The organism is Photorhabdus stackebrandtii, from assembly GCF_011189495.1.
Classification (GTDB): domain Bacteria; phylum Pseudomonadota; class Gammaproteobacteria; order Enterobacterales; family Enterobacteriaceae; genus Photorhabdus; species Photorhabdus khanii.
Map to the genome: position 1 here is coordinate 36,155 of NZ_PUJV01000016.1, position 23,960 is coordinate 60,114.

Below are 23,960 nucleotides of genomic sequence, written 5' to 3' on the forward strand. Positions count from 1 at the left end.
CCCGTAAATACAGGCATAGCTTCCACTTGTTTCAAGCAGAGATTTATGTATTTCAGTCTGGCAGAGTATATCAATCATTTTTTGTGAAACATTGACACTTCCAGTGTATATACGCTACTGACGGCGGTATTCATTTCACCTCTTCGCGCTAGTAGCGTCTTACCTGTTTGGTCGATAATAGATTAGGAGATGTAAAGACTGCCTTTGTTTTTTCACTGAAACCGAGTGCCACCATAATATTATGATACGACGTCATTCCTGACATCTGGCTGCTGATTTTTAAATACAAACTACAGCGGTTACGCTGTAGTTTGATTTAATATAGTTTTATGAGGAAAGTCAGACAGCGGGACGCGCGACGATATTACGCGTTTCCATTCTTACTTCTTCAATACGGACGTTGATAATGTCATTCAATTGGTAAGCGGCTTCACCTTTGATAATCACTGTGCCAGTCTCTTGACTACATTGTAGTTCATCACGCACAGCATGCAGAAATGGTGCGGGTATAAAGGCGACCGCGCCATTATCTACCAGACGGACACGCAAACCACCGCGAGTAATATCAATGATTTCTGCGGTAAATTGTTGCTCGGTTCCTGCGTGTGGTTGCAGGAAACGCGCATACAGCCAATCACCCACATCGCGTTCAGCCATACGGTTCAGGCGGCGACGTTCAGCCAGTTGCAGGCAGGTTTCTTCTGCTGGTTTTTCTGCATCCGTTTTTTGAATAATTGCTTTCAGTAAGCGATGGTTAACCATATCGCTGTATTTACGGATGGGTGATGTCCAGGTGGCGTAAGCATCAAAACCGAGGCCAAAATGAGGACCAGGTTCAGGTTTGATTTCTGCAAAAGTCTGGAAACGGCGAATACGGCTATCAAGGAATTGGGTTGGCTGTTTATCCAATTCACGGCGTAATTTGCAGAAGCCATCCAGTGTCAGCAACTCTTCTGCATTTTCTTCGATACCATTTTCTTTCAGTAATTCAACCACTTGATCAATCTGGAGTGGCTCAAAACCAGTATGGACATTGTAGACACCAAAGCCTAATTTATCGCGCAGTATTTTTGCCGCGCACAGGTTAGAAGTGATCATGGCCTCTTCGACAATACGGTTTGATGCACGGCGTTGTTCTACGACGATATCCAGCACATAACCATTTTCATCAAGAATAAAGCGGTAATCAGGGCGATCTTTGAAAATAAGGGCATGTTGATGACGCCATTGGTTACGGCGTTCACTCATTTCTTTCAAGAGATTGATTTGCGTCGCAATGGATTCAGAAGCAGGTTTCCAGCTACCTTTTCCTTCCAGCCAGTCAGAAACTTCGTCGTAAACCAGCTTCGCTTTTGATTCAACCCAGGTAGAGAAAAACGCGATATCGTCACCAAGCTGACCATCTTCAAAAATAGACACCTGACAAACTAATGCGGGACGGCGTTCATTAGGACGCAGAGAACACAAGTTTTCTGACAGATCGCGTGGCAACATGGGGATGTTGAAACCCGGCAGGTAGTTAGTAAAAGCACGTTGATGAGCAATCTTGTCCAGTTCGCTGTCAGCCGCGATATAAGCTGTTGGATCAGCAATGGCTATGCTGAGTTTCAGGCTGCCGTCATCTTGTTTTGCAACATGTAAAGCGTCATCCATATCTTCTGTGGTCGCACTGTCGATAGTGACAAAATCCAGAGAAGTTAAGTCTATACGCTCAAGATCGCCATCATTCAGCTGGCAATCGGCAGTCATCTCTGGCGCATTACGTTCCAGATTATGGCGGGTCAGTGTTACCCACCAAGGCGCATAGTGATTGTCGCCTTCGGTGATATAGCCGGTAATTTCTGCATGAAAGCCACGGCTTCCTTTCAGAGGATGATGGCGCATTTCAGCGACGGCCCAGTCACCGTTCTGAAACGGATGAGTGACTTGATTGGCCGGGCGGCAAGGGATAGCGTCTTTTAGCAGAGGGTGATCAGGAACGATCCATAGACGATTGTCATTTTCTTTTTTCTGGATACGGCCAACGAAGCGATTTAGAAATGGCTCGACTAATGTTTCTGGTTCGGCGATTTCTCTTTCTTTATCAGTATGAATAGCGGCGGTCACTCGATCGCCATGCATCACTTTTTTCATTTGTGGAGGCGGAATGAAATAGCTTTTTTGCCCATCGACTTCCAGAAATCCGAAACCTTTTTCTGTGCCTTTTACTAGGCCCTCTACGCGGAGTGTCTGGGAATGAAGTTGCTGTTTTAGCTGTGCAAGCAGCGGATTGTTTTGAAACATAATATCCGGAGAAAGTTGAGGGTTATTATCAGATAGTTTTGGAATAACATTTTTACGCGAATCAGCGGTGTCGAGCAAGCAACATCTTCAAAATAGCATAAAACAGTATGGATTTTGCAATGAAAATTACAATAATTACTCAGGGTAAACTTTTTCTTTAGGCTTAAAAGCAATATAACATGGTGAAAGTTGAAAATCGCATTTGTAAAATAAATCACTTAATAGCCCAAAATCTTTACAATCTGGTATTTAGAGGAATTTCCATTATTCGTCTCACCGCAACAACCCTTAGCCTTTTAGTTATAACTTTTGTCAAATTTGTAAAAATGGATTTTTGTTTTAATTTGCCTAAAGTTAAAGGCCTTGAAGAAGCTCTAACCTTTACAGCTCTTGTTTACAATCGTACTCGCATAAATCTTCAATAATGCAAGAGCCACAGCGAGGTTTACGGGCTATGCAGGTATAACGTCCATGTAAAATAAGCCAGTGATGGCAATCGACTTTAAATTCAGCCGGAACGACTTGCAGTAATTTGTTTTCGACTTCATTGACGTTTTTGCCGGGAGCAAAATGAGTACGGTTACACACCCGAAAAATATGTGTATCTACAGCAATGGTTGGCCAGCCAAATGCGGTGTTTAATACCACATTGGCGGTCTTGCGGCCAACGCCTGGCAGCGCTTCTAATGCCGCACGATCCTCAGGAACTTCACCACCATGTTTTTCCAGTAAGATCCGGCAGGTTTTAATGGTGTTTTCCGCTTTGGTGTTATACAGGCCGATGGTTTTTATATACTCTTTCAACCCATCAACGCCAAGGTTGAGAATTGCCTGAGGTGTGTTGGCAACCGGATAGAGTTTCGCTGTCGCTTTATTAACACTGACATCTGTCGCCTGAGCTGAAAGCAATACTGAAATAAGCAGCTCAAAGGGTGTGGTGAAAACCAACTCAGTCGTTGGTTTTGGGTTGTTATCGCGTAAGCGCGTTAAAATCTCGATCCGTTTTTGTTTGTTCATATTAAATAGAGCTCTCTGGTCCTGGTGACATTGCTACTGCATTGCTTTTTTCTTTTATTGCTCTGGTTTTCATTTTTTCATCAATCAGGTATTTCGCTGCCAGCATTAATCCCAAGCCAATAAAAGCGCCCGGTGGCAAGATAGCCAGCAGGAAAGGGGAATCCATATGAACGATTTCTATCCGTAACACTTTAGCCCAATTGCCCAGAAGTAAATCAGCGCCATCAAACAGGGTTCCATTACCGAGAATTTCTCTCATAGCACCAAGAATAAACAGCGCAAAAGTGGCGCCTAATCCCATGGCTAAACCATCAATGGCAGAAGGCATGACCGGATTTTTGGCAGCATAGGCTTCAGCACGACCAATAACAATACAATTAGTGACAATCAGCGGAATGAAAATCCCCAGTGATTCATACAGGCCAAAAGCGTAGGCGTTAATCAGCATTTGTACGGTACTGACAACCGAAGCGATGATCATGACATAAATTGGGATGCGGATTTCATTGGGAACCCAACGACGCAGGCTGGATACAGCAATGTTGGTACAGACCAGAACCAGTGTGGTTGCCAGCCCTAAACCAAGCGCATTGGTTGCAGTGGAAGACACCGCCAGCAGTGGACATAATCCCAGCAGCTGCACTAAAGCGGAGTTATTTTTCCACAGTCCTTGGGTAAATAAGTTTTTGGTTTCACTCATGATTTTTCTCCACAGGGTTCCAGAGAAGAGAGACGTTCAGGTACGGTTTGTAAATAGAGAGTGGTCCATTTGACCGAGTTTACCACAGCGCGTGGGGTAATCGTGGCGCCGGTAAATTGATCAAACTCACCACCATCTTTTTTCACCGCCCAGTGCCGGTTATTATCTGATTTTACGGTTTTCCCTGAGAATACATTGATCCAGTCTGAAATCCGGGTTTCGATTTTATCGCCCAAGCCAGGGGTTTCATGATGTTCTGTCACTCGCACACCGAATACTTTTCCTGAAAAATCGGCACCGACCAGTAACTGAATAGCGCCTGAATAGCCATCTGGTGCTGTACTTTCCAACGCTGCCGCCACCGGCTGACCATTTTTACGGGCCAGATAGAGACGATGAGGCTGTTTGTTTCCCAAAGCATCAGCACTGACCAGGTAACATTCGTTTTGCATATCGTTGTCATACAAAGCGGGTGGAACAACCTGATCAAGTAATGATTTGTGCTGTAACGCGGCCTGTTCTGCAATGGTGCTTTTAGTCAGTGAATTCACGACAGCCGTCAGTCCGGTGGTGATTGCAGCGAAAATAGCCAGTGTGATGCCGTGACGTCGCATTGTTTCTAACATAACGGCTCCTTATTTGTGCCCGTAAGCGCGGGGTTGAGTGTAATGGTCAATCAGAGGCACGGTGATGTTCGCCAATAAGACGGCAAATGCTATCGCATCAGGATAACCACCATAAACACGGATGACCCAGACTAGCAAGCCAATTATTGCGCCAAAAGCTAAACGGCCTTTGGGGGTTGTGGATGCACTGACTGGATCGGTTGCAATAAAAAATGCGCCCAGCATGGTTGCACCAGAAAATAGTTGTAATAATGGTGGGGAATAACGGTTTGGATCAATCAGCCAGCTTGCCAGTGCACACAGACCTAAAACCATGATGAATGCCACAGGAATTTGCCAGCTTATAACCTTTCTGTTGAGCATAATAAGCCCGCCAACAAGATAGGCAATATTGACCCATTGCCAGCCAATGCCTGCCAGAGATCCCTGTAATATTGGCTGACGCAGAACATCATCAATATTGTGAGTCAGTAAACCAGTTTTAAAACTATCCAGTGGTGTTGCCTGACTTATTCCGTCGAAACTTTGCTGCAACTGTTGTAATGTTGCTCCATCGGGAGTACGTCCGGTGAAGATCACCATCAGACTGTCCAGCGGTGTGATTTGTGCTACCATCAAATCCATAGGCGGCAACCAACTGGTCATTTGCACCGGGAATGATATTAGCAACACGACATAACCAACCATTGCCGGGTTGAACGGGTTTTGACCAAGACCACCATACAGGTGTTTGGCAATGATCACGGCAAAAGCGGTTCCTAGTACAATCAGCCACCAGGGAGCCAGTGGTGGAAGACTGATCCCTAAAAGTAAGCCTGTCAACAACGCGGAATTATCCTGCAAACGAGTCATAATCGTCTGTTTACGCAGAGACAGAGCAAATGATTCCGCCAGCAGGGCAGTAATAACTGCAAGCAGGATTTGGAACAATGTACCGTAGCTAAAAAAGTAAGTTTGTACCGCAATACCGGGTATCGCTGCCAGCACAACCCACAGCATAATGCGGCTGGTGCTTTGTTGATTGTGTGTAAAAGGCGAACTTGCGACTTTTAGCTTTTTATTGTCAGTTTGAACGGGCCTGAATTTCATTGATAACAATCACTATTCTGTTGAAATTTTCTGTTGTTCCTGAGCGGCTTTTTTTGCCTTAACTCTGGCAATAGCGGCAGCGACGGCAGCTTTGCGCGGATCAGTTTCTTCTGCTGGCGGTGTTTCTGCCTGAATGTCGGTTGCTTGCTGTGTTTGAGCTTTCTTGGCTTTGGCACGAGCAATAGCGGCAGCAACGGCAGCTTTGCGCGGATCAGTATCTTCTGCTGGCGGTGTTTCTGCCTGAGTTTCAGTTACTTGCTGTGTCTGAGCTTTCTTGGCTTTGGCACGAGCAATAGCGGCGGCAACGGCAGCTTTGCGTGGATCTGATTCTTCTGCTGGTGGTGCTTCTGCCTGAGTTTCAGCTACTTGCTGTATCTGAGCCTTTTTAGCTTTAACTCGGGCAATGGCAGCCGCGACTGCATCTTTACGCGGATCTTGCTTTTCATCAGCGGTAGATTCTGGTTCTATTGTTTCCAGTGACGGTGTCACTTCATGACTTTGGGCGGTTTTCTTCGCTTTAGCCCTGGCAATTGCGGCTGCCAATGCGGCTTTGCGAGGATCTTCTGAACCTGTTGGTTCAGGTGTAACAGTATTGATATTTTCAGTAGCCTGTTTTTCTGCCTGACGAGTACGAAGCTGCTCTTTTCTTGCCTGCCGGGCGGCGATGACTGCTGAATTGTCTGGTGCTTGTCCCGGTTCTATAGAAACAACTTTGCCAGCGTCAGCCTGTTTTTCCTTCACACGGGAGAGCGCGGCTTGCACAGCATTTTTATCTGTATTATCGATCTGGACAGCGGCTTTTTTATGTCGTTCCTCGCGAGCCAGTTTCTCCCGTTCCATACGAGCTTGTTTAGCTTCGAAACGAATTTTAGCTTCCGCTGAACGGAGGTTTTCCTGATCCAAAGCCTGAATTTCAGCTTTCTCCTGGCGGTAATATTGCACCAGAGGAATATTACTCGGGCAGACATAAGCACAGGCGCCACATTCAATACAATCGAACAGGTTGTGATCTCTGGCTTTCTCATGCTCTTGTCCACGGCTGAACCAATAGAGCTGTTGCGGCAATAAATTGGCAGGGCAGGCTTCCACACATAATCCACAACGGATACAAGCCTCTTCCGCTGTATTTGAATCCATTTCCTGATGTGATGGTGCCAGAATGCAGTTACTGATTTTAACCACAGGGACATTTAAGTCAGGCAGAGTGAATCCCATGAGAGGGCCACCCATAATCACCATCTGTTCTGATTGTGGTTCAAAACCGGCTAATTGGAGAAGAAATTGTACCGGCGTACCGAGTCGCGTCCAGAAGTTCCCCGGTGAGGCCACTGCTTCGCCAGTAAGGGTGACGACACGTTCAATCAAAGGTTCGTCATCAATAATGGCACGTTTGATCGCAACCACAGTCCCGACGTTTTGCATCAGAACACCAATAGCAGAGGAACGGCCGCCGGAAGGCACTTCTTTACCGGTCAAAATCTTGGTCAGCTGTTTCGCGCCACCGGAAGGGTATTTGGTCGGAATAACCCGGACGATAATAGATTTATCGCCGTTTAAAGCGGTTTTCAGTGCTTTTATTGCTTCTGGTTTATTATCTTCGATACCAATCAGGATCTGCTCCGGTTTAAGCAGATGTTCCAGAATACGAATTCCTTCAATGAGTTCGTCCGCATGTTCCTGCATCAGGCGGTCATCAGCGGTAATATAAGGCTCGCATTCTGCGGCATTGATGATCAACGTCTTAATACCATGCCGACCACTTTGCAGTTTGGAGGCGGTAGGAAAGCCAGCGCCACCTAAACCGGCGATACCTGCCTGATGGATGCGGTTGAGGATCGTGTCTGTATCAAGTGATTGATAATCAGGTGCCTGAACGCGTTCACACCATTGATCTGTACCATCAGGGAGCAAACGGACACACAACTCTTTCAACCCGGATGGATGCGCTGTTATGCACGGTTCGATGGCAATGATAGTGCCGGAAGTTGATGCGTGAACCGGGACGGTACGGCCAGTGCCAAACGTCAGAGGCTGGCCTTTAAGCACTTTATCACCGGCTTTAACCAGCAATTCGCCTTCGGTACCCAAATGTTGTTGCAACGGGATGATTAGCTCTTCCGGCAGTGGCGCAATGCGCAATGGTGTCTGGCTGGATTGCAGCTTCATTTCAGGTGGGTGAATACCACCTTTAAAATCCCAGATTTTGTTTTTGTTGAGTAAATTGAACAAATTAAGCATGGTGTTCAACCTCAATATTTTTAACCGGAATGGTTTTTAAATCCCACTTCCAGTTTGCTGTGGTCGTTGCCACAGGGATCATCGTAATACAGTCTGTCGGGCAAGGAGCAACGCACAGGTCGCATCCGGTACATAAATCTTCAACAACGGTATGCATGGCGCGGGTTGCTCCGACGATAGCGTCTACAGGACATGCCTGAATACATTTAGTGCAGCCAATGCAATTCTCTTCATCAACAAATGCGACTTTGCGGATCGGATTTTTTATGCTTTCATCACCATCCAGTGGTTGTGGATCGACACCAAGCAGTTCTGAGATTTTCAACATGACTTGTTCACCACCAGGTGCGCATTTGTTAATCATTTCACCATTATTCGCCACTGCTTCGGCATAAGGACGGCAGCCAGGATAACCACATTGTCCACACTGGCTTTGAGGCAAAATATCATCAATGTTTTCAACGATAGGATCTTCTTCCACCTGAAAACGACGGGCAGCAAAACCCAGGATTAACCCAAAAATTAACCCTAGTGCACTTAGCGCACCAATAGCAATCCATAACGATATCATCAGAACTTCACCAAACCACTAAAACCCATAAAAGCCAGGGACATTAATCCTGCGGTAATCAGACCGATAGATGAACCTTTGAAAGGGGCGGGTACATCGGCAACAGCCAGGCGTTCACGAATAGCGGCAAACAGGACCATCACCAGAGAGAAACCGGCAGCGGCCCCGAAACCATAAATAGCGGATTGCAGAAAATCGTGTGATTGATTAATGTTCAGCAGCGCCACACCCAGTACGGCACAGTTAGTGGTAATCAACGGCAGGAAAATACCCAGTAGCCGGTATAGTGTCGGGCTGGTTTTACGTACAACAAGTTCTGTGAATTGCACCACAACGGCAATGACAAGAATGAAACTCAGGGTACGCAGATAGATTAAATCCAGGGGTAGCAAAATAAAGGTATTCACCAGCCATGAACATACCGAAGCCAATGTCATAACGAATGTGGTCGCAAATCCCATCCCGATGGCGGTTTCCAGCTTTTTAGAGACGCCCATAAAAGGGCATAAGCCAAGAAATTTCACCAGGACGAAATTGTTAACCAATACGGTTCCGACAAATAAAAGAAAGTAGTCAGTCATTGCTGTGCCTGAAATAAAGTCGTTTACTTTTTATAAGATTATAAAAATGCCCGCACCTTACTGTGGGGCCATCTATTGTTATGATAACAACCGAAGAAAATTGCGGTTATCGATCTTGTGTGAAAGTCATTTTGACCCGGTGAGAACGCTTAATGTAGGGAACAAAAATAGCGGCGGCTAATAGTGGCCATGCCAATGCCCGTAAAGCAATTTGATCAGGAATGGGGGAGAAGGTGAACGTTTTCAATGCGATTAATACGGTAACAATAAGCCAGATAATAAAAATTCGAGGGAATCTTTTTGACCGGTTGAAAAGCAGTTTCAATACCCACAGGGTGAAACACCACATTATTGCCGTAATGGCAACAGAAAGAAACCACATTAAAGTAAAGTGATTATTCCCGCTACTTAACGAAAGGTTTTGACTGAAAAAAGTCATAATATATAAAGCGAGCATGACACTGGCACTGAGAAAGGTCATGATCAGATAAGCGGCCGGCGCCAGAACCCAGCCATTAATTCTGTGGTAATCATTAGTTTTATACATAAGCTATTCTCACTCAAGCTATGTGAAAAAGAAATAGTAGGCGATTCTGTCTGGTTAGTGAATAGATTAGTTCAGAGATAATTTGCGAAACGGTAATCACCGATGATATTTTTTACTGAGTATTAATAATAAATTTGAGGGCCTATTATGAGTGATCTGTTAAAGGTTGGGTTGGTGGGTTATGGTTATGCCAGCAAAACTTTCCATGCACCATTAATTGCTGGGACGGCCGGTGCTAGATTGGTTGCCATTTCCAGTAGTAACGCTGAAAAAGTGAGATCAGACTGGCCAAATATTGCGGTCGTATCCCAGCCTGAGGATCTTTTCAATGATCCTGAAATTGATTTGATCGTTATTCCTACTCCTAATGACACCCATTATCCTTTGGCGCAGAAGGCGCTGGCAGCCGGTAAACATGTTGTAGTGGATAAACCTTTTACCATCACGGTTGAACAGGCCGAATCTTTAAAGCAACAAGCAGAACAGGCGGGATTATTACTTTCCGTATTCCATAACCGCCGTTGGGATTCTGGTTTTCTGACGATAAAATCTGTGATTAAAGAAAATCGATTGGGCAGATTGAGATATTTCGAATCCCATTTTGATCGCTATCGTCCGGTTATTCGTCAAAGATGGCGTGAGGCGGCAGGAGAGGGAAGCGGCATTTGGTATGATTTAGGTCCCCATTTACTTGATCAGGCAGTTCAACTGTTTGGTAAACCGCAATCCATTACCGCTGATTTAGGGATGATCCGTCCACAGGCCGAAGCGGTGGATTATTTTCATGTATTGTTGAATTACCCGGGTATCAAAGTGGTTCTTCACGCAACAACACTGGCGGCAGCTGAGTCTGCGGTTTATACGCTGCATGGAATGGAAGGCAGCTATGTGAAATATGGGCTTGATCCTCAGGAAGAACGATTGAAAGTTGGGGAAAGGCCGCCACATGCCGATTGGGGATATGATATCCGTGATGGAATTATGACGTTGTCACGTGAAGATGAATTGGTGACTGAATATATCCCGACGTTACCCGGTAATTATTCTGCTTATTATGCTGCTATCCGTGATGCGATTACGATAGGCAAACCTAATCCGGTAACGGCAAGTGAAGCCATTCAAATCATGAAATTAATTGAAGCCGGTATCGAGTCTGCAAAACAACAACGAACGGTGGCAGTTTAATTGTGACTTTTATTGATTAGTCCGGCTTGCCGGGCTAACTATTTGCAAAGCAAGGAAAATAACTGATGACTTGGTGGCAAAAGTTAAGAATAGATCCTTTTTTGATGATATTAGTGACGGTAGTTGTTATTGCGACATTCTTGCCTTGTGAGGGGGAAATAAAAGTCTGGTTTCAACGGCTAACGACGGCGGCTATTACTTTGCTGTTCTTTATGCATGGCGCTAAATTATCCCGCCAAGCCATTATTGCCGGCATGGGGCATTGGCGGCTTCATTTAGTGGTCTTTCTCAGTACCTTTGTCTTATTCCCGATTATAGGATTGGGATTGAATCTGCTGGTCCCTGAGATCATGACATCGGCAGTTTATTGGGGATTTCTTTACCTTTGTGCATTACCAGCCACGGTTCAATCAGCCATTGCTTTTACTTCTGTTGCGGGTGGTAATGTTGCCGCTGCTATTTGCAGCGCTTCGGCATCCAGTATATTGGGCGTGTTCTTATCGCCAATATTAGTTGGGTTGATGATCCACACACAAGGTGAAGGCAGCCCTAATACGCTAGAAGCAATAAAATCCATTGTGCTTCAATTGATGGTTCCCTTTATTATCGGGCATTTGTCACGGCCATTGATTGCACGTTGGGTGGAGAGACATAAAAAACTGGTTAATATAACAGACCGGTCATCAATTCTTCTGGTGGTTTATGTGGCTTTTAGTGAAGCTGTGGTAGAAGGCATCTGGCATAAGATTGATGGTTATTCACTCCTAATGATTGGGGTTGTTTGTTGTATTGTGCTGGCGGTTGTGTTGGTTATTAATACTTATACTGCCCGTTGGTTAGGTTTTAATAAAGAAGACGAAATTACCATTGTCTTTTGTGGTTCGAAAAAGAGCTTGGCTAATGGTGTGCCAATGGCAAATGTTTTGTTCCCGGCTGCTACGGTTGGTGTGATGTTGCTGCCATTGATGATTTTTCATCAGATTCAGTTGATGGTGTGTGCGGTATTAGCGCAACGTTATGCTCGTAGGTTAAGGCAGAAGTAGATATGTAAATATATTAATTGCAATTAATATATTTACAATAATGTAATATTGGCCCTTCGCATACTCCCGCCATCTTTTATTGTCACTAAAAATTTATATGGCACTCAACCGCCGCCCTCAATGGGCTGAAACGAACAGTTGTTTCATCTGTTGCAGATCAGCAGCTTTGTATCAGCTGCTGATTTAGATGGTTTTTTCCCTTATTGAAAGGGTGGAGGCATTGAGTAGAAAACTTCTGCAAGAAAAATCCCCATTTTTTGTAATTGCTCAGGAGTGAAGAACTGAACCTCATCTAGATTAGGGTCGGCTATAAGCCATTTGCCATCCTCTTGATATCCAAAGATTGTTACTACATGCTTACCAATTACTCTCGTAGAATCTGTTGGGTAAAAATTAAAGCCAACAATTGGCGGAGTGTTTCTATCCACCGCATCTAATACAGGACCAGTTGCAATATATCGGAATTTTTCCCTAAATATAAAGGTATGGCTCATTGCTACTGCTGGATTCCCTGTACGATTATGGATTGAGTTATCCTCAAGAGAATAGCAAGAACTATTATTATAGCTGTTGCTAACACATTGATCGTACAGCTCGCACTGCTTCCAATAGATTTTATCCTTTAGTCCCATAGTGGTCGTGTAATAGTTAGTTACAGCGGCTGTAGTTGCTATCCAACACCAGTTGCTTTTCTGCTGTTTTTGAAAGGATTCCCGGAACCCAGGAATTTCATAGGTTCTTGGATAACTCTGGGGAAAAGCAAGATGATTTGTGGTCATGTTATATCTACTCCTTTATTATTGGTGATGATTTTTACTCTTCTTAATAATTAACAGATAAATACAGTGTTATTCTAATTCTTTTACCCAGCTACAGTGATGCTTGTGTTCTGGTCCCATTCGAAATAAATGGTACGAGCTTTTAGACCGCCGGTTTTTAACTTGCATTTTATCTTATATGTTGTTGCTATATTTGGGGTGGGAGCACTCTCCGCTCGACCAATCCAGAATGACCCTTCTGGATATTCTTTTGTATTGCTAATAAATTCTGGATACCCGTCAGTGCCAAATACATTACCTGTTATTATTTGAAACCCTTCAATAGAAACAGTATCGTTTAATGTTGGATCTATTGGCATGATATAAAAACCAATATAGTCTCGTAGACGTACAAAAGTATTTGCTGTCATAGTACCCTGTGAGGTGCTACCAATGTTTGCCCTGTTATCTATGATATACACTCCTTTATTTATAATACCATTCCTTGCATAAGCGGATACACTGGCAGTATCTACAAAAATTCGTATGATAGTTTGTGGTTTATTCGCATTCTGATTTTCGAGCTGGATTAACTCCGGTTTTATATTCTTTTCTATATCTTCTTGTGTGTTTTTATTATTCATTGTCTTTTTCTCGTTCATTTATAGTTGCACTTATCATGAATTAAGAACATGCAATGAGTGATTAAAGTCTAGAGTCATCCCATTTCCATCATTGGTGATAAGGTTAATTGATATATTATAGGTATGATTCCCTGGTTCCTCGGCCCTCCCACTGTATGCAGTTAAACTATCATAAGCTTTTTCTGGTTGTCCGTTAAATCCCCATGCTTTACAATTACCTATTGACGTAATTTCTACAGATCCTTTTGAATTTGGGTCTACCAAGAATATTCGCCAATAAATTTTATCGTTCCTTGCTACGGTCGTTACATAACCAGGAGTTATAGGAAGTGCAGGATGGGCATTTTTTGTACCCAGCTGATTATCGATAAGGTAAATACCTTTTGTATTTAATTGTTGATCAACACGAGCAATATTTTCGTCTATATAAATGAGGATTTGAACAGTACAGTCGTCAATTGAGTTAGTTTGTCCCATATAAATCTCCTAAACCCAGTGTTAATGAGGAGAAATGTTGTAGTAAGTATAGCTATTTTTTTAAATATATAATGTATTGCTTGAGGTTATGTGATATATTTCACAGTTAAAGATGATTGTATGATATATATGATTGTTCGAATAATCAATGAAAATGACTTTATCTGTACTATAAAATAAATTTTTTTATTTTAAAATGACTCATTAAGTATTTCTTATCCCAATGTCTTACGTGGACGGTTATTCAGTGTATTTATGACGAATCTTATTTCTTGTTCTGTCACTGACGAAAAATCGGTTCTCTTTGAAAATTAAATCGAATTTTTGACATAATAGGCACAAGCTGTCCGGCAATCGATTTAATGTGGCTTTTTGGTTGTGTTCGGGTATCGACCAGCCAACAATCACTTGGCGTCCAGATAAAAGCTATGAAGGAAGCGGGAGTCAGAGCGAACCGAATATTTACTGATAAAGAATCTGGAAGTCATGCAAACCGTGACGGACTGAATTTACTGTGCATGAAAATCGAAGAAGGTGATAGCCTTTTTTAGCATCGTCAATTTTGGGGGATCTTCGGCATAACCCGTTATTAATCTGTTTTTGCGTGTTGATTGTGTTAATAATATATAAATTAATTTAATACAGTAAGGAAGGGGTGATGAGACGAAAAACGGGATTTTTCTTTGATGAACATTGTTTTTGGCATAGTACTGGCATGCATATAACAACTCTGCCTGTCGGTGGTTGGGTTCAGCCTGCTTCTGGAACTGCACATGCTGAATCGCCGGAAACAAAAAGGCGGTTAAAAAATTTGATGGATGTATCAGGCTTGAGCCACTTTTTGCATCTTTCTTCGGCATCGCCTATTGATGAGCAAACATTATGTAAAATTCATTCGGAAGAGTATCTGAAGCGGTTTAAGCAAGTCAGTGATAATGGTGGAGGAATGCTTGGTATAGAAGCCTCTCTGGGACCGGGAAGCTATGAAATTGCTAAGCTTTCAGCCAGTCTTGCTTGTGCTGCGGTGGAAGCAGTGCTTAACAGTGAGCTTGATAATGCTTACAGCCTTTCTCGACCACCAGGTCATCACTGTTTGCCTGATAAGTCCATGGGATTTTGTTTTCTAGCAAATATCCCATTGGCAATTGAACAGGCAAAAGCACGTTTTGATTTAAAACGAGTTGCGGTCATTGATTGGGATGTTCATCACGGCAATGGTACTCAGCATATTTATTGGGATCGTTCTGATGTTTTGACCATCTCGATACATCAGGATGGTTGTTTCCCTCCAGGATACAGCGGTGAAGATGATATCGGGGAAGGTGAAGGGACAGGTTATAACCTGAATATCCCATTACTTGCTGGAGCTGGACATAATAGCTATATCTATGCAATGACACAGATAGTACTTCCTGCGCTTGAACGTTTTAAACCGGAACTGATTATTGTTGCCTGTGGCTATGATGCGAATGCGGTGGATCCTTTGGCAAGGATGCAGCTCCATAGTGAAAGTTTTCGGGAGATGACCCAGCTAGTGCAACAGACAGCAGATAGTTTATGCGACGGGAAACTAGTCGTTGTTCATGAAGGTGGATATGCGGAGTCTTATGTACCATTCTGTGGATTGGCTGTACTTGAACAGATGAGTGGCATTCGTACTGAAGTCAAAGATCCAATGTTAGATTTTATACGCTTGCAGCAGCCAAGAGCTGAGTTTGAGCTATTTCAACAACAGCAGCTTGATAAACTTAAAGAAAAATTCGGTCTTTAAGCTTTGTTGCGTAGGTTTGCTCCATATATCTTGGGAGCAAACCTATAAGGGTGACATATCAGCTTGAATTAACTTAAAAAACTTGATTATTTTTGGTGTGGAGAGCATAAAAAAGCGTGGGGCACTTATGCAGCAACAGCTTTTGTAAAATAGTTACCCATTTCTTTACTTAATTTTATCCCCGGATACCAATGCTCAGACTTCATTGATCGTGGATTCAACAAATGAAGAAGAAATCGGTTCTTCATATCGGTACATTTCCAAAGGTAAGAGAATAAATAACTACCCGATTGTAATATTTTATTAAAAATATAATTAATAAGAAAAATTTTACACCATGTAAAATATATGAATATTGATGATGTTTACAGGATCTGTGCCATAAACATAATTACTTATTGTGTCGTAAAAGTGATAGCCTTGCATGGAAGTTATTCCAGTTTTACGGTTTAATTATGATGGGTGAAATTATGAAAGATAAAAATATGAGTTTCTCGGTAAATAAAGATCTGGATGTTCATTCAAAAAGTTTTGATGCCTTTATATCATACATGGAGAACTGTAATGAATTTTGGTATATAAAAGATAAGGAGTCGAGATTTATCTATATGAATGATTATGGACTTCATCATAGCGGACTACCCAAAGGGTTTAATGTTGAAGGTAAACTGGATAGTGAGTGTCCGGTTTATTGGTCTGAGGTTGCTAATATCATTCAATCTAATGACCGTAGAGTGATGGAGGAAAAAAAGTCATTCCTATTTTGATTACATTTATGTATGGTGGTAGGGAAAAAATTATTCAACCATTTATGGCGAATGTCACGCCTTTGATAAAAAATGGAGAATCGATTGGCGTAGTAGGCAGAGCTAGAAATGTAGTTTTTAGCCCCGACTGATTCTACATAATGAGCACTAAAATAGTCGTTGTGCTGAAATTTTTCTATTACTACACTATTCGCATACTCTTGCCATCTTTAACCGATAAAGATATATTTCAATGCCGCGATGACAACAGCAATACCAACGGCTAATATCAGTTTTTTCATCCAATCTAAATCTGTTTTTATAGTGTTAATATCGGTTTTAATGCTTTCGCTAGCAGCTGTCAGATCTGCTTTGGTGGCGGCGCTTGTGTTTTGCCGTTCTGCAATAACTTCAACGATTTTTTCAGACTGCTCGTCGTTAAAACCCGATGCTTTGAGTGCTTTAACTGCTGTAAGTGTATTCATTGCAAGTGAAGTCATTATTTCATCCTCTAAAACATAAGACAGTCGATTGATTACCTCTAAAGTAAGAATAAGACCGTAAGGACACAAATGCAACACGATAGTAAATGAGATTCACCATCACCCGGTGAAGAGAACGCTGGCAGGGTGTGATTAGAGAGTATTGCTGAGTTAAACCTAGACAAATCTGTGTTGATATGACAGGGCTATTTTGAAAACTACTTAGGGCAACCTATCTAATTTTTTAATGTGTTCACAATACTAATGGCTTGCTTTTTATCATTTGCCCCCATTCTAAATGAAGGAGATAAAGAGGTTTGAATAGTTGTTGTGAACATAGGAATACCGTTGAATGATACTGTCATTTGGGTTCCAATGTTTTTATTGATTAGAGCATTAAATTGAGGAAAACATGGTTTATCTTTTTTCACTACGACTGATAACTCATCATTCATTCCATCATGTGATCCTAAATAATCAATTTGATCTGTACACGCTTGAGTTAAGATAAATTTGTCACCGGATAAAAATTCAAATTTTAACCCTTCTTTCGTTTGAATTAGCCTATTTCGATTGTTTTTATCGGAACATCCGGCTATTGCGGAGAGGAACATCATAATAACAAATAGATTTTTCATAATTTCGAACCTGTCATATTTAAAAACCATATATAGCCCCACTTAAAAATTAAGTAGGGCTATTAATAGTATATTCTTACTAATCCCAAGTAACAATAACATTTTGTCCTGTAGAAAAGCTTTTACATCTTATTTTGTCTATTCCCGCTCCTCCTCCATGGATCATGCAATCACCTGGGCCTGTAGCGTGTGTAGTTTTTAGCCCCGACTGATCTACATATTGTATCTCAACAGAAAAAGGGGATGGCATCTGTGATTCTGTTACAAAAGTATATCTAATATTATAAGTAGTACCCGCCCATCCTTGTAAATCAACCCAAGGTCCCCAAAAACCAGGTGGAGCGTAAGCTTGTGCTGCTGGCATATTCATCTCCTTAAACAAACGTAAAAAATCAGTTATGTTGATAGGAAAATAATAGTTCTAAATAAGCTTTCATAATAGTGATACAGCCTGACATTTTGATTGATAAACGTACAAGTCAAATTTAATGCTTAGAGGTCGCATTAGTTCATGATTCTACTAAAAAGCCTTGCTACATAAGGTGTTGTGCGAAGCGATCCATTATTATGAATTGTTTTTAAATAAAATAATTGTGAATGAAAATTCTCAGCTGTGAGTGATGAATGGTAATTAATGCAAGAAATTATCCAAAAAATCAGAATAGACTCTATTAGAACGATTATATTTCAAGTGAAAACTATAATCAGGAATGGGTTTCCCATTCCTGAGAAAGAAGTTTATATTTAACGATTTGCTGCTTTCATTCGTAATGCTTGTTTTTCTGCATCACTGATAAAAGCCATTTCCAGCCCATTAATTTGAGCTTGGCGGATTTGAGCGGCAGATAAACCTGCGGCGGGGGCGGCAACCTCATATTCATGGCGAATTTCGATATCTTCAACGGCTGGATCATCTGTATTAATGGAAGCAAGAATACCTTTTTCCAGGAATTGTTTCAGGGGATGGTTCAATAAAGAATTAACGGTGCTGGTCTGAAGGTTGGATGTTAAACAGGATTCAATACCGATACGGTTTTCAGCCAAATAATCCATTAGTGCCGGATCGGTAATCGCTTTTACACCATGACCAATACGAGTTGCACCTAATTCACGAATAGCGTGCCAAATACTTTCAGCGCCAGCCGCTTCGCCGGCATGGACGGTTATTTGCCAGCCGACATCACGAGCTTTGGTAAAATGAGACTGGAAAAGATGGCCGGGGAAACCTAATTCATCACCCGCCAGATCCAATGCGGTAATATGCTGGTGGTGAGCCAGCAGACCAGCCAGTTCCTGAGTACAGGCTTGTTCACCAAACGTTCTGCTCAGAATACCGATAAGACGAATATCAATATCGTTATTTTGACAGGCAGAATGGATACCATCGATAACGGCTTCAACAACGCCTTCAACCGGCAATTGATGCTTCATTGCCATGTAGTAGGGGGAGAAACGTAACTCGGCATAATCCAACCCGGCATTGACAGCATCTTCAACATTCTCGATGGCAACACGACGACAGGCATCCAAATCAGCCAGCACCGCCACTCCCCAATCCAATTTTTGCAAAAAGCTGACGAGATCGGGTTCATGGCCAATAATTTGCACGTGGGGAAGCAGTGATTCTAGGTTATTAGCCGGAAGTTGGATATTATGCTGGCGGGCGAGATCTAAAATGGTCGCTGGCCGGATATTTCCATCAAGATGGCGGTGTAAATCTGTCAGCGGGAGCTGTATGTCAATCATATTCCAGGTCCTTTTTTATATAAAAAAGCCAGTCAAATTGGTTGACTGGCAATTTAACAAAAGCGTTTATAGCCGTTTTATTGCGCAGGCTTCACAGTACCTTCTACTTGTACCTTTTTACTGTTGTGTGTGTCGCTTTCTGGCATTATTTGCTCTGGCGTTGCCTCATCATCAGAAGGATCGGCTAAATTGTATTCAGACATGAACTGATGTAAGGGCATTTTCTTACCGTTCATTTCGACATTACCGTCTGCATAGTTAAACTTAATGCTGATGGCATCTTTATCAACAGTGGTGATTTTAAACAGTTGGCCGAATTGTTCAAACTGTTCTATCTGTTTTGCCGCATCACCCTCAGCTTTCGCTTTATCCATACCATTCATCATCTTTGCCTGGGTTGCGAACTCAGTCATCATGGGTTTTGGTAAGGTGACATTCAAAGACATATCCTGAATTAAAGTACGGATAGCGTCTTCGGTTTTCATTGCAGACAGATTGCTTTTATCTTTTGGTAAGTTTTTCAGGCTTACTTTGTAATTGATGCTGCTTTCACCTTTGGTATTTTTCCAGGTCAGTGGTTCGATACCAAATTGCGGGTTGTTTTTCAGCAGAATAGGAAAGTTAGAAAAGACGGCGTCAATAATGGCCGCGTTTGCCGCATCGGGAGAGAGATCGCCAGATGCGAGGGATTTAGCTGTGGCATCATTGTATGCTTGGGTAAACTTACGGACAGATTCACCATCCAGACGATCCGCGGTAATAGCAAATTTCCCTGAACCAAAATCGGTATTTTTCAGTTTGAGGCTATCTAAGCTATAAGTGACTTTCCCTTTCAGATTAGTTTCGTCTTCACCGATGTTTGAATTTATCTTAACACCGGAAAGAACCATATCTTCATTGCCGATCCCTTTCAGGCTGATTTCCTGAATGTTGATGTTTTGATCACCAACATAGATATCAAATTTGCCTTTTTTGTTGGACAGGTCTAAATCAATCCCTTTAACAACGAAATTTTCGTTGTTTTTATTGATGGTCAGCTGGTCACTCTTTATTGCCAGTGATACCTCTTTCAGATCACGGCTGAGATCTGAGGTCAGTTTGGCGCCAGAAAAATTGAATTTAGCACCATTTTGTTCAAAATCGACGGGGATGATATCCATATCGGAAATAACAGAACCGCTATAACTAACACGGGAGTCAGCAGTGAACAGGGATTTTCCCTTAGTCACTTCGAATAGTGGTTTTAGCGCTTTGTTATTTTCCAGTTCGGAATGAACGGAAGCCAGGCTAGGAATAAGTGTGAATTTCTTCACTTGTGCCAGCGGGAAAGGGCCGTGATCAATCACAGACTTAATTGCAATCCCTTCACCCGGCTTGATTTCTGCGTTTTTAACGCCATCTTTAACCGTCAGGACAAGCTGCACATCAGAACTGAACATTCCACGATGGAAATCTTTACTCTGTAGTACCAGACCCGTTTTAGGGAATGCTTTTTCTAATTCAGCATTTGCTTGGGAAACGGATTGGCCGATACGTTGTTCGATTTGTTTACCTGTATACCATGAAGCCCCAGTCCAGGCTGCACCCAAGGCAACAATAACGCCTACTGCCACTAACGATTTTTTCATAATGTAAATCTATCCTCTTAGTACATATTTAGCAGGTAAATATGCACTTTCTTCGTATAAAAATGGCCGTTAACACCGCTTGGAATTTACGTCGCGTTTAACCGCCTATGAATTAAGCTTTAAACCCAGAGCTGCATTATTGATTAAAAACTCGGGCGGTAAAACCATCACCGTGAATAATCACCGTTTTTTCTGCCGCAGAGATAAATACTGACTCACCTGGGAAAATGTTTAATTGTTGTTTTCCAGATTGTATAACTGTTTGACCTTCAATACAAAAAACAATCGATGCTGAATCATTTTCAAGAATAATTGGCTGTTCCGATAAAGAATAAATAGAAAATGCGAAATCATCGATAGGAACCGGGAAGTTTTGCACTGTTTTTTGCTGTTTTGGTAGGGTTAATAATGTGTTTATTGGTTTTGATACAAAATCAAGGTTTGCCATTAACTCAGGAATATCCATATGTTTATTGGTCAAACCCGCGCGCAGGACATTATCTGAATTTGCCATAACCTCAAGGGCAACACCTTCCAGATAAGCGTGAGGTGTACGGGCGCATAAAAACATCGCCTGGTGGGGTTCAAGTTTAATGACATTGAGTAAAAGTGGGGTAAACAGGCCATTGTCGTCAGGATAAAACTCCGTCATTTTTTTGATGGTATCCCACGGTTCGCCAATACGGCTGTTCAATGCTGATTTTAATACAGCAAGCGCCAGCTGTTTTTGCCTGCCTCTCATATGGAGTAATTGGGAAAATAAAAAAGCAAGATTCTGTTCGTCTGGTTTTTGAGTGAAAAACTGAATTTTGGGATGCGCGGCAGTAACCACTTCCAATAATTGTGCAATTTCGTTTAATGGACGGAACCCATTCATGGCCCGAAAAGACGTTAGGGCATAAACCAATTCGGGCTTATGGTTATCATCTTTGTAATTTCTTTCAGGTGAGTCCAGTGGAATACCGGCGCTATTCTCTTTGGTAAAACCTTCTTCGGCGGATATTTTATCAGGATGAACCTGAATAGAGAGAGGTTGAGCTGCGCACAACACTTTAAATAAGAACGGTAAACGGTGAAATCTATCCGAAACCTTTTTCCCCAGATATTTTTCCGGATCACTGGCTATTAATTCATTTAAAGCAACTGGTTTTCCCGTTTCGGGATCTACCACAATCGAACTGTTTTTAGGATGGGCACCCATCCATAATTCAGCCATTGGCAGATCATCTGGATTTTCAACACCATAAATATGAGTCAGGGCGGTTTTACTCCCCCATGAATAGTGTTGGATTTGATTTATCATCTTCAACATGGTCGTTGCTCTCTTTTTAAAAAATCAATCTATTTCCTTCATGCCACAATACAATAAACACGACTTGGTCGGCATAATCAGGAACTAATATGTGGCATGATAGTGGAATGCCAATCAGTTTATCTGCAAAGGCTGGTTATGCATATTCGATTATTCTGTGTGTTAAGGAGATAGTAATAATGGCAGCCACTCGCATTGAAAAAGACTCAATGGGGCCTATCGAAGTACTTGCTGACCAATTATGGGGAGCGCAAACTCAACGTTCACTGGAGCATTTCCGCATTTCGCAGGAGAAAATGCCTGTTGCATTGATCCATGCTCTTGCGTTGACCAAACAGGCTGCGGCCAGTGTGAATATGGATTTGGGCCTTCTGCCGAAAGAACGTGGTGAAGCAATTATCGCTGCTGCGAAAGAAGTGCTGGAAGATAAACATCCGACAGAATTTCCTCTTGCTATCTGGCAGACCGGTTCCGGAACACAAAGTAACATGAACATGAACGAAGTGTTGGCGAACCGTGGTAGCGAGATTCTTGGCGGGGTGCGGGGCAGCGAGCGCCTTATCCATCCTAATGATGATGTGAATAAGAGCCAGAGTTCGAACGACGTTTTCCCAACAGCAATGCATGTTGCCGCTGTTATCGCGCTGCGTGAACACCTTATCCCTGAGCTGAAAGTATTACAAAAAACATTGGCTAATAACGCTGAGGCTTATAAGGATATTGTCAAAATTGGTCGTACTCACCTGCAAGACGCGACACCATTGACCCTTGGTCAAGAAATTTCTGGTTGGGCAGCGATGCTGGCGCATAACCTGAAACACATCGAAGACAGTATTCCACATGTTTGTGAACTGGCCTTGGGCGGAACGGCTGTTGGTACCGGCCTGAATACCCATCCTGAATATGCTGTGCGTGTTGCTAAAAAGTTGGCTGAATTTACCCGCCATCCATTTGTTACCGCACCAAATAAATTTGAAGCGCTGGCTACCTGTGATGCTCTGGTTCATTCTCACGGTGCATTGAAAGGTTTGGCTGCATCCCTGATGAAAATTGCCAACGATGTTCGCTGGTTGGCTTCTGGTCCTCGCTGTGGCATCGGTGAAATTTCAATTCCTGAAAACGAGCCCGGCAGCTCAATCATGCCGGGCAAAGTTAACCCAACTCAGTGTGAAGCGGTCACTATGCTTTGCGCCCAAGTGATGGGTAATGATGTTGCTATCAATATTGGTGGTGCGTCTGGCAACTTTGAGCTGAACGTGTTCCGTCCGATGGTTATTGATAACTTCCTGCAATCTGTTCGCCTGCTGGCTGATGGTATGCGCAGCTTCAATGAGCATTGCGCTGTAGGTATTGAGCCTAACCGCGATCGTATTATGCAGTTGCTGAATGAATCGCTGATGCTGGTCACGGCGCTGAATACTCATATCGGTTATGACAAAGCCGCAGAAATTGCCAAGAAAGCGCATAAAGAAGGGCTGACTTTGAAACAATCTGCAATGAAACTGGGTTATCTGACAGAGGCTGAGTTTGATGAGTGGGTTCGTCCTGAAGATATGGTTGGCAGCTTGAAGTAATGGCTGTTTAACTATTTGAACCGGAGCCTTGTGTTCCGGTTTTCATTTCCGTATGAGCCGGTATAGGATCACGGTATTACATACAGAACGGTACAAAGTAGGCTGAGTCCGCTTTGGCGCGGAATACTAAACCATGTTCACCATTAAAAACGGTAGCATCATCAAACCATTAGCTCCCAGTTTGCTTTGACTTAATATGTCATTAAAAGCCTGAATATCCATATTAAACAGGCTCTTGAATCGCTAATTATTGGGTGGGGCGAACTGCCTTCACCCAAAATATGCGCTTTTTGACTATCGACAA

At 42.6% G+C, this 23,960-nt stretch carries 22 protein-coding genes and 2 pseudogenes; 6 read left to right on the forward strand and 18 right to left on the reverse strand.

Features of this window, described 5'->3' with window-relative positions; translation table 11 throughout:
* Nucleotides 1-339: 339 nt before the first annotated feature.
* The 9 genes from C5470_RS14075 to C5470_RS14115 all read right to left on the reverse strand — a co-directional run bounded on the left by C5470_RS14075 (nt 340) and on the right by C5470_RS14115 (nt 9,652).
* Nucleotides 340-2,283: an exoribonuclease II gene (locus C5470_RS14075; protein ID WP_166290124.1), complete on the reverse strand. Its 1,944-nt coding sequence runs from the start codon at nt 2,281-2,283 to the stop codon at nt 340-342.
* Nucleotides 2,284-2,664: 381 nt separating this feature from the next.
* Entirely contained in the window at nt 2,665-3,300 is a 636-nt protein-coding gene (gene nth / locus C5470_RS14080) for an endonuclease III (RefSeq protein ID WP_166290125.1), read from the reverse strand.
* A gap of 1 nt (nt 3,301) precedes the next feature.
* Nucleotides 3,302-4,000: an electron transport complex subunit E gene (locus C5470_RS14085; protein WP_166290126.1), complete on the reverse strand. Its 699-nt coding sequence runs from the start codon at nt 3,998-4,000 to the stop codon at nt 3,302-3,304.
* Nucleotides 3,997-4,626 carry an electron transport complex subunit RsxG gene (rsxG, locus tag C5470_RS14090; RefSeq protein WP_166290127.1) on the reverse strand — a complete coding sequence of 210 codons (630 nt, stop codon included), beginning with the start codon at nt 4,624-4,626 and terminating at the stop codon, nt 3,997-3,999. Before rsxG ends, C5470_RS14085 begins: the two co-directional genes overlap by 4 nt.
* A 9-nt stretch (nt 4,627-4,635) precedes the next feature.
* The gene (gene rsxD, locus C5470_RS14095) at nt 4,636-5,715 is read right to left on the reverse strand and encodes an electron transport complex subunit RsxD (RefSeq protein WP_166290128.1); all 1,080 of its coding nucleotides are present in this window, start codon (nt 5,713-5,715) and stop codon (nt 4,636-4,638) included.
* A 12-nt stretch (nt 5,716-5,727) separates the two neighbouring features.
* The gene (gene rsxC / locus C5470_RS14100; RefSeq protein ID WP_166290129.1) at nt 5,728-7,953 is read right to left on the reverse strand and encodes an electron transport complex subunit RsxC; all 2,226 of its coding nucleotides are present in this window, start codon (nt 7,951-7,953) and stop codon (nt 5,728-5,730) included.
* A complete protein-coding gene (gene rsxB / locus C5470_RS14105; protein WP_166290130.1) occupies nt 7,946-8,524 on the reverse strand; it encodes an electron transport complex subunit RsxB in 579 nt (192 codons plus the stop codon). The genes rsxC and rsxB overlap by 8 nt, the downstream gene beginning before the upstream one ends.
* Nucleotides 8,524-9,105 carry an electron transport complex subunit RsxA gene (gene rsxA / locus C5470_RS14110; protein ID WP_011146612.1) on the reverse strand — a complete coding sequence of 194 codons (582 nt, stop codon included), beginning with the start codon at nt 9,103-9,105 and terminating at the stop codon, nt 8,524-8,526. Before rsxA ends, rsxB begins: the two co-directional genes overlap by 1 nt.
* Nucleotides 9,106-9,211: 106 nt before the next feature.
* Nucleotides 9,212-9,652 carry a DUF2569 domain-containing protein gene (locus tag C5470_RS14115; RefSeq protein ID WP_166290132.1) on the reverse strand — a complete coding sequence of 147 codons (441 nt, stop codon included), beginning with the start codon at nt 9,650-9,652 and terminating at the stop codon, nt 9,212-9,214.
* Nucleotides 9,653-9,799: 147 nt separating this feature from the next.
* On the opposite strand from C5470_RS14115, the gene C5470_RS14120 reads away from it, so the two are divergent.
* Entirely contained in the window at nt 9,800-10,837 is a 1,038-nt protein-coding gene (locus C5470_RS14120) for an oxidoreductase (protein ID WP_166290134.1), read from the forward strand.
* Between the two features lie 65 nt (nt 10,838-10,902).
* On the forward strand, nt 10,903-11,880 hold the full coding sequence (locus tag C5470_RS14125) for a bile acid:sodium symporter family protein (protein ID WP_166290136.1): 978 nt from the start codon (nt 10,903-10,905) through the stop codon (nt 11,878-11,880).
* Between the two features lie 200 nt (nt 11,881-12,080).
* On the opposite strand, the gene C5470_RS14130 is transcribed toward C5470_RS14125, so the two are convergent.
* The 3 genes from C5470_RS14130 to C5470_RS14140 form a co-directional block, all read right to left on the reverse strand.
* A complete protein-coding gene (locus C5470_RS14130) occupies nt 12,081-12,659 on the reverse strand; it encodes a C39 family peptidase (protein WP_036847095.1) in 579 nt (192 codons plus the stop codon).
* 83 nt (nt 12,660-12,742) lie between these two features.
* A complete protein-coding gene (locus C5470_RS14135; protein ID WP_166290138.1) occupies nt 12,743-13,282 on the reverse strand; it encodes a hypothetical protein in 540 nt (179 codons plus the stop codon).
* Nucleotides 13,283-13,315: 33 nt separating this feature from the next.
* Nucleotides 13,316-13,759, reverse strand: coding sequence for a hypothetical protein (locus tag C5470_RS14140; protein WP_036847097.1), 444 nt, complete (start codon nt 13,757-13,759; stop codon nt 13,316-13,318).
* Nucleotides 13,760-14,121: 362 nt separating this feature from the next.
* Here C5470_RS14140 and C5470_RS14145 point away from each other — a divergent pair.
* The 3 genes and pseudogenes from C5470_RS14145 to C5470_RS14155 form a co-directional block, all read left to right on the forward strand.
* Nucleotides 14,122-14,298 (forward strand): annotated as a pseudogene (locus C5470_RS14145) (recombinase family protein); the annotation flags it as partial.
* A gap of 119 nt (nt 14,299-14,417) precedes the next feature.
* Nucleotides 14,418-15,530 (forward strand): class II histone deacetylase, encoded by a 1,113-nt coding sequence (locus C5470_RS14150; protein WP_166290142.1) that lies wholly within the window; start codon nt 14,418-14,420, stop codon nt 15,528-15,530.
* Between the two features lie 470 nt (nt 15,531-16,000).
* A pseudogene (locus C5470_RS14155) lies at nt 16,001-16,410 on the forward strand (PAS domain-containing protein); the annotation flags it as partial.
* A 96-nt stretch (nt 16,411-16,506) separates the two neighbouring features.
* Here C5470_RS14155 and C5470_RS14160 read toward each other — a convergent pair.
* From C5470_RS14160 to manA, 6 genes are all read right to left on the reverse strand, one after another.
* Nucleotides 16,507-16,776, reverse strand: a complete 270-nt coding sequence (locus C5470_RS14160; protein WP_166290144.1) for a CCDC90 family protein — start codon at nt 16,774-16,776, stop codon at nt 16,507-16,509.
* 218 nt (nt 16,777-16,994) lie between these two features.
* Nucleotides 16,995-17,396, reverse strand: coding sequence for a hypothetical protein (locus tag C5470_RS14165; protein WP_166290146.1), 402 nt, complete (start codon nt 17,394-17,396; stop codon nt 16,995-16,997).
* Nucleotides 17,397-17,475: 79 nt separating this feature from the next.
* Entirely contained in the window at nt 17,476-17,760 is a 285-nt protein-coding gene (locus C5470_RS14170) for a colicin Z C-terminal domain-related protein (protein WP_166290148.1), read from the reverse strand.
* Between the two features lie 380 nt (nt 17,761-18,140).
* The gene (gene add, locus C5470_RS14175) at nt 18,141-19,142 is read right to left on the reverse strand and encodes an adenosine deaminase (RefSeq protein ID WP_166290150.1); all 1,002 of its coding nucleotides are present in this window, start codon (nt 19,140-19,142) and stop codon (nt 18,141-18,143) included.
* Nucleotides 19,143-19,219: 77 nt separating this feature from the next.
* Nucleotides 19,220-20,770, reverse strand: a complete 1,551-nt coding sequence (locus C5470_RS14180) for a YdgA family protein (protein ID WP_166290152.1) — start codon at nt 20,768-20,770, stop codon at nt 19,220-19,222.
* Between the two features lie 136 nt (nt 20,771-20,906).
* A complete protein-coding gene (gene manA, locus C5470_RS14185; protein WP_166290154.1) occupies nt 20,907-22,082 on the reverse strand; it encodes a mannose-6-phosphate isomerase in 1,176 nt (391 codons plus the stop codon).
* 179 nt (nt 22,083-22,261) lie between these two features.
* Between manA and fumC the strand changes: the two genes are divergently transcribed.
* Nucleotides 22,262-23,656: a class II fumarate hydratase gene (gene fumC, locus C5470_RS14190; protein ID WP_166290156.1), complete on the forward strand. Its 1,395-nt coding sequence runs from the start codon at nt 22,262-22,264 to the stop codon at nt 23,654-23,656.
* The last annotated feature ends 304 nt before the right edge of the window (nt 23,657-23,960 follow it).

Bases quoted from the DNA above. Each gene is read 5' to 3' on its own strand.
- C5470_RS14075 (WP_166290124.1), bottom strand. From the start codon at position 2,283: ATGTTTCAAAACAATCCGCTGCTTGCACAGCTAAAACAGCAACTTCAT.
- nth (WP_166290125.1), bottom strand. From the start codon at position 3,300: ATGAACAAACAAAAACGGATCGAGATTTTAACGCGCTTACGCGATAAC.
- C5470_RS14085 (WP_166290126.1), bottom strand. From the start codon at position 4,000: ATGAGTGAAACCAAAAACTTATTTACCCAAGGACTGTGGAAAAATAAC.
- rsxG (WP_166290127.1), bottom strand. From the start codon at position 4,626: ATGTTAGAAACAATGCGACGTCACGGCATCACACTGGCTATTTTCGCT.
- rsxD (WP_166290128.1), bottom strand. From the start codon at position 5,715: ATGAAATTCAGGCCCGTTCAAACTGACAATAAAAAGCTAAAAGTCGCA.
- rsxC (WP_166290129.1), bottom strand. From the start codon at position 7,953: ATGCTTAATTTGTTCAATTTACTCAACAAAAACAAAATCTGGGATTTT.
- rsxB (WP_166290130.1), bottom strand. From the start codon at position 8,524: ATGATATCGTTATGGATTGCTATTGGTGCGCTAAGTGCACTAGGGTTA.
- rsxA (WP_011146612.1), bottom strand. From the start codon at position 9,105: ATGACTGACTACTTTCTTTTATTTGTCGGAACCGTATTGGTTAACAAT.
- C5470_RS14115 (WP_166290132.1), bottom strand. From the start codon at position 9,652: ATGTATAAAACTAATGATTACCACAGAATTAATGGCTGGGTTCTGGCG.
- C5470_RS14120 (WP_166290134.1), top strand. From the start codon at position 9,800: ATGAGTGATCTGTTAAAGGTTGGGTTGGTGGGTTATGGTTATGCCAGC.
- C5470_RS14125 (WP_166290136.1), top strand. From the start codon at position 10,903: ATGACTTGGTGGCAAAAGTTAAGAATAGATCCTTTTTTGATGATATTA.
- C5470_RS14130 (WP_036847095.1), bottom strand. From the start codon at position 12,659: ATGACCACAAATCATCTTGCTTTTCCCCAGAGTTATCCAAGAACCTAT.
- C5470_RS14135 (WP_166290138.1), bottom strand. From the start codon at position 13,282: ATGAATAATAAAAACACACAAGAAGATATAGAAAAGAATATAAAACCG.
- C5470_RS14140 (WP_036847097.1), bottom strand. From the start codon at position 13,759: ATGGGACAAACTAACTCAATTGACGACTGTACTGTTCAAATCCTCATT.
- C5470_RS14150 (WP_166290142.1), top strand. From the start codon at position 14,418: ATGAGACGAAAAACGGGATTTTTCTTTGATGAACATTGTTTTTGGCAT.
- C5470_RS14160 (WP_166290144.1), bottom strand. From the start codon at position 16,776: ATGACTTCACTTGCAATGAATACACTTACAGCAGTTAAAGCACTCAAA.
- C5470_RS14165 (WP_166290146.1), bottom strand. From the start codon at position 17,396: ATGAAAAATCTATTTGTTATTATGATGTTCCTCTCCGCAATAGCCGGA.
- C5470_RS14170 (WP_166290148.1), bottom strand. From the start codon at position 17,760: ATGCCAGCAGCACAAGCTTACGCTCCACCTGGTTTTTGGGGACCTTGG.
- add (WP_166290150.1), bottom strand. From the start codon at position 19,142: ATGATTGACATACAGCTCCCGCTGACAGATTTACACCGCCATCTTGAT.
- C5470_RS14180 (WP_166290152.1), bottom strand. From the start codon at position 20,770: ATGAAAAAATCGTTAGTGGCAGTAGGCGTTATTGTTGCCTTGGGTGCA.
- manA (WP_166290154.1), bottom strand. From the start codon at position 22,082: ATGTTGAAGATGATAAATCAAATCCAACACTATTCATGGGGGAGTAAA.
- fumC (WP_166290156.1), top strand. From the start codon at position 22,262: ATGGCAGCCACTCGCATTGAAAAAGACTCAATGGGGCCTATCGAAGTA.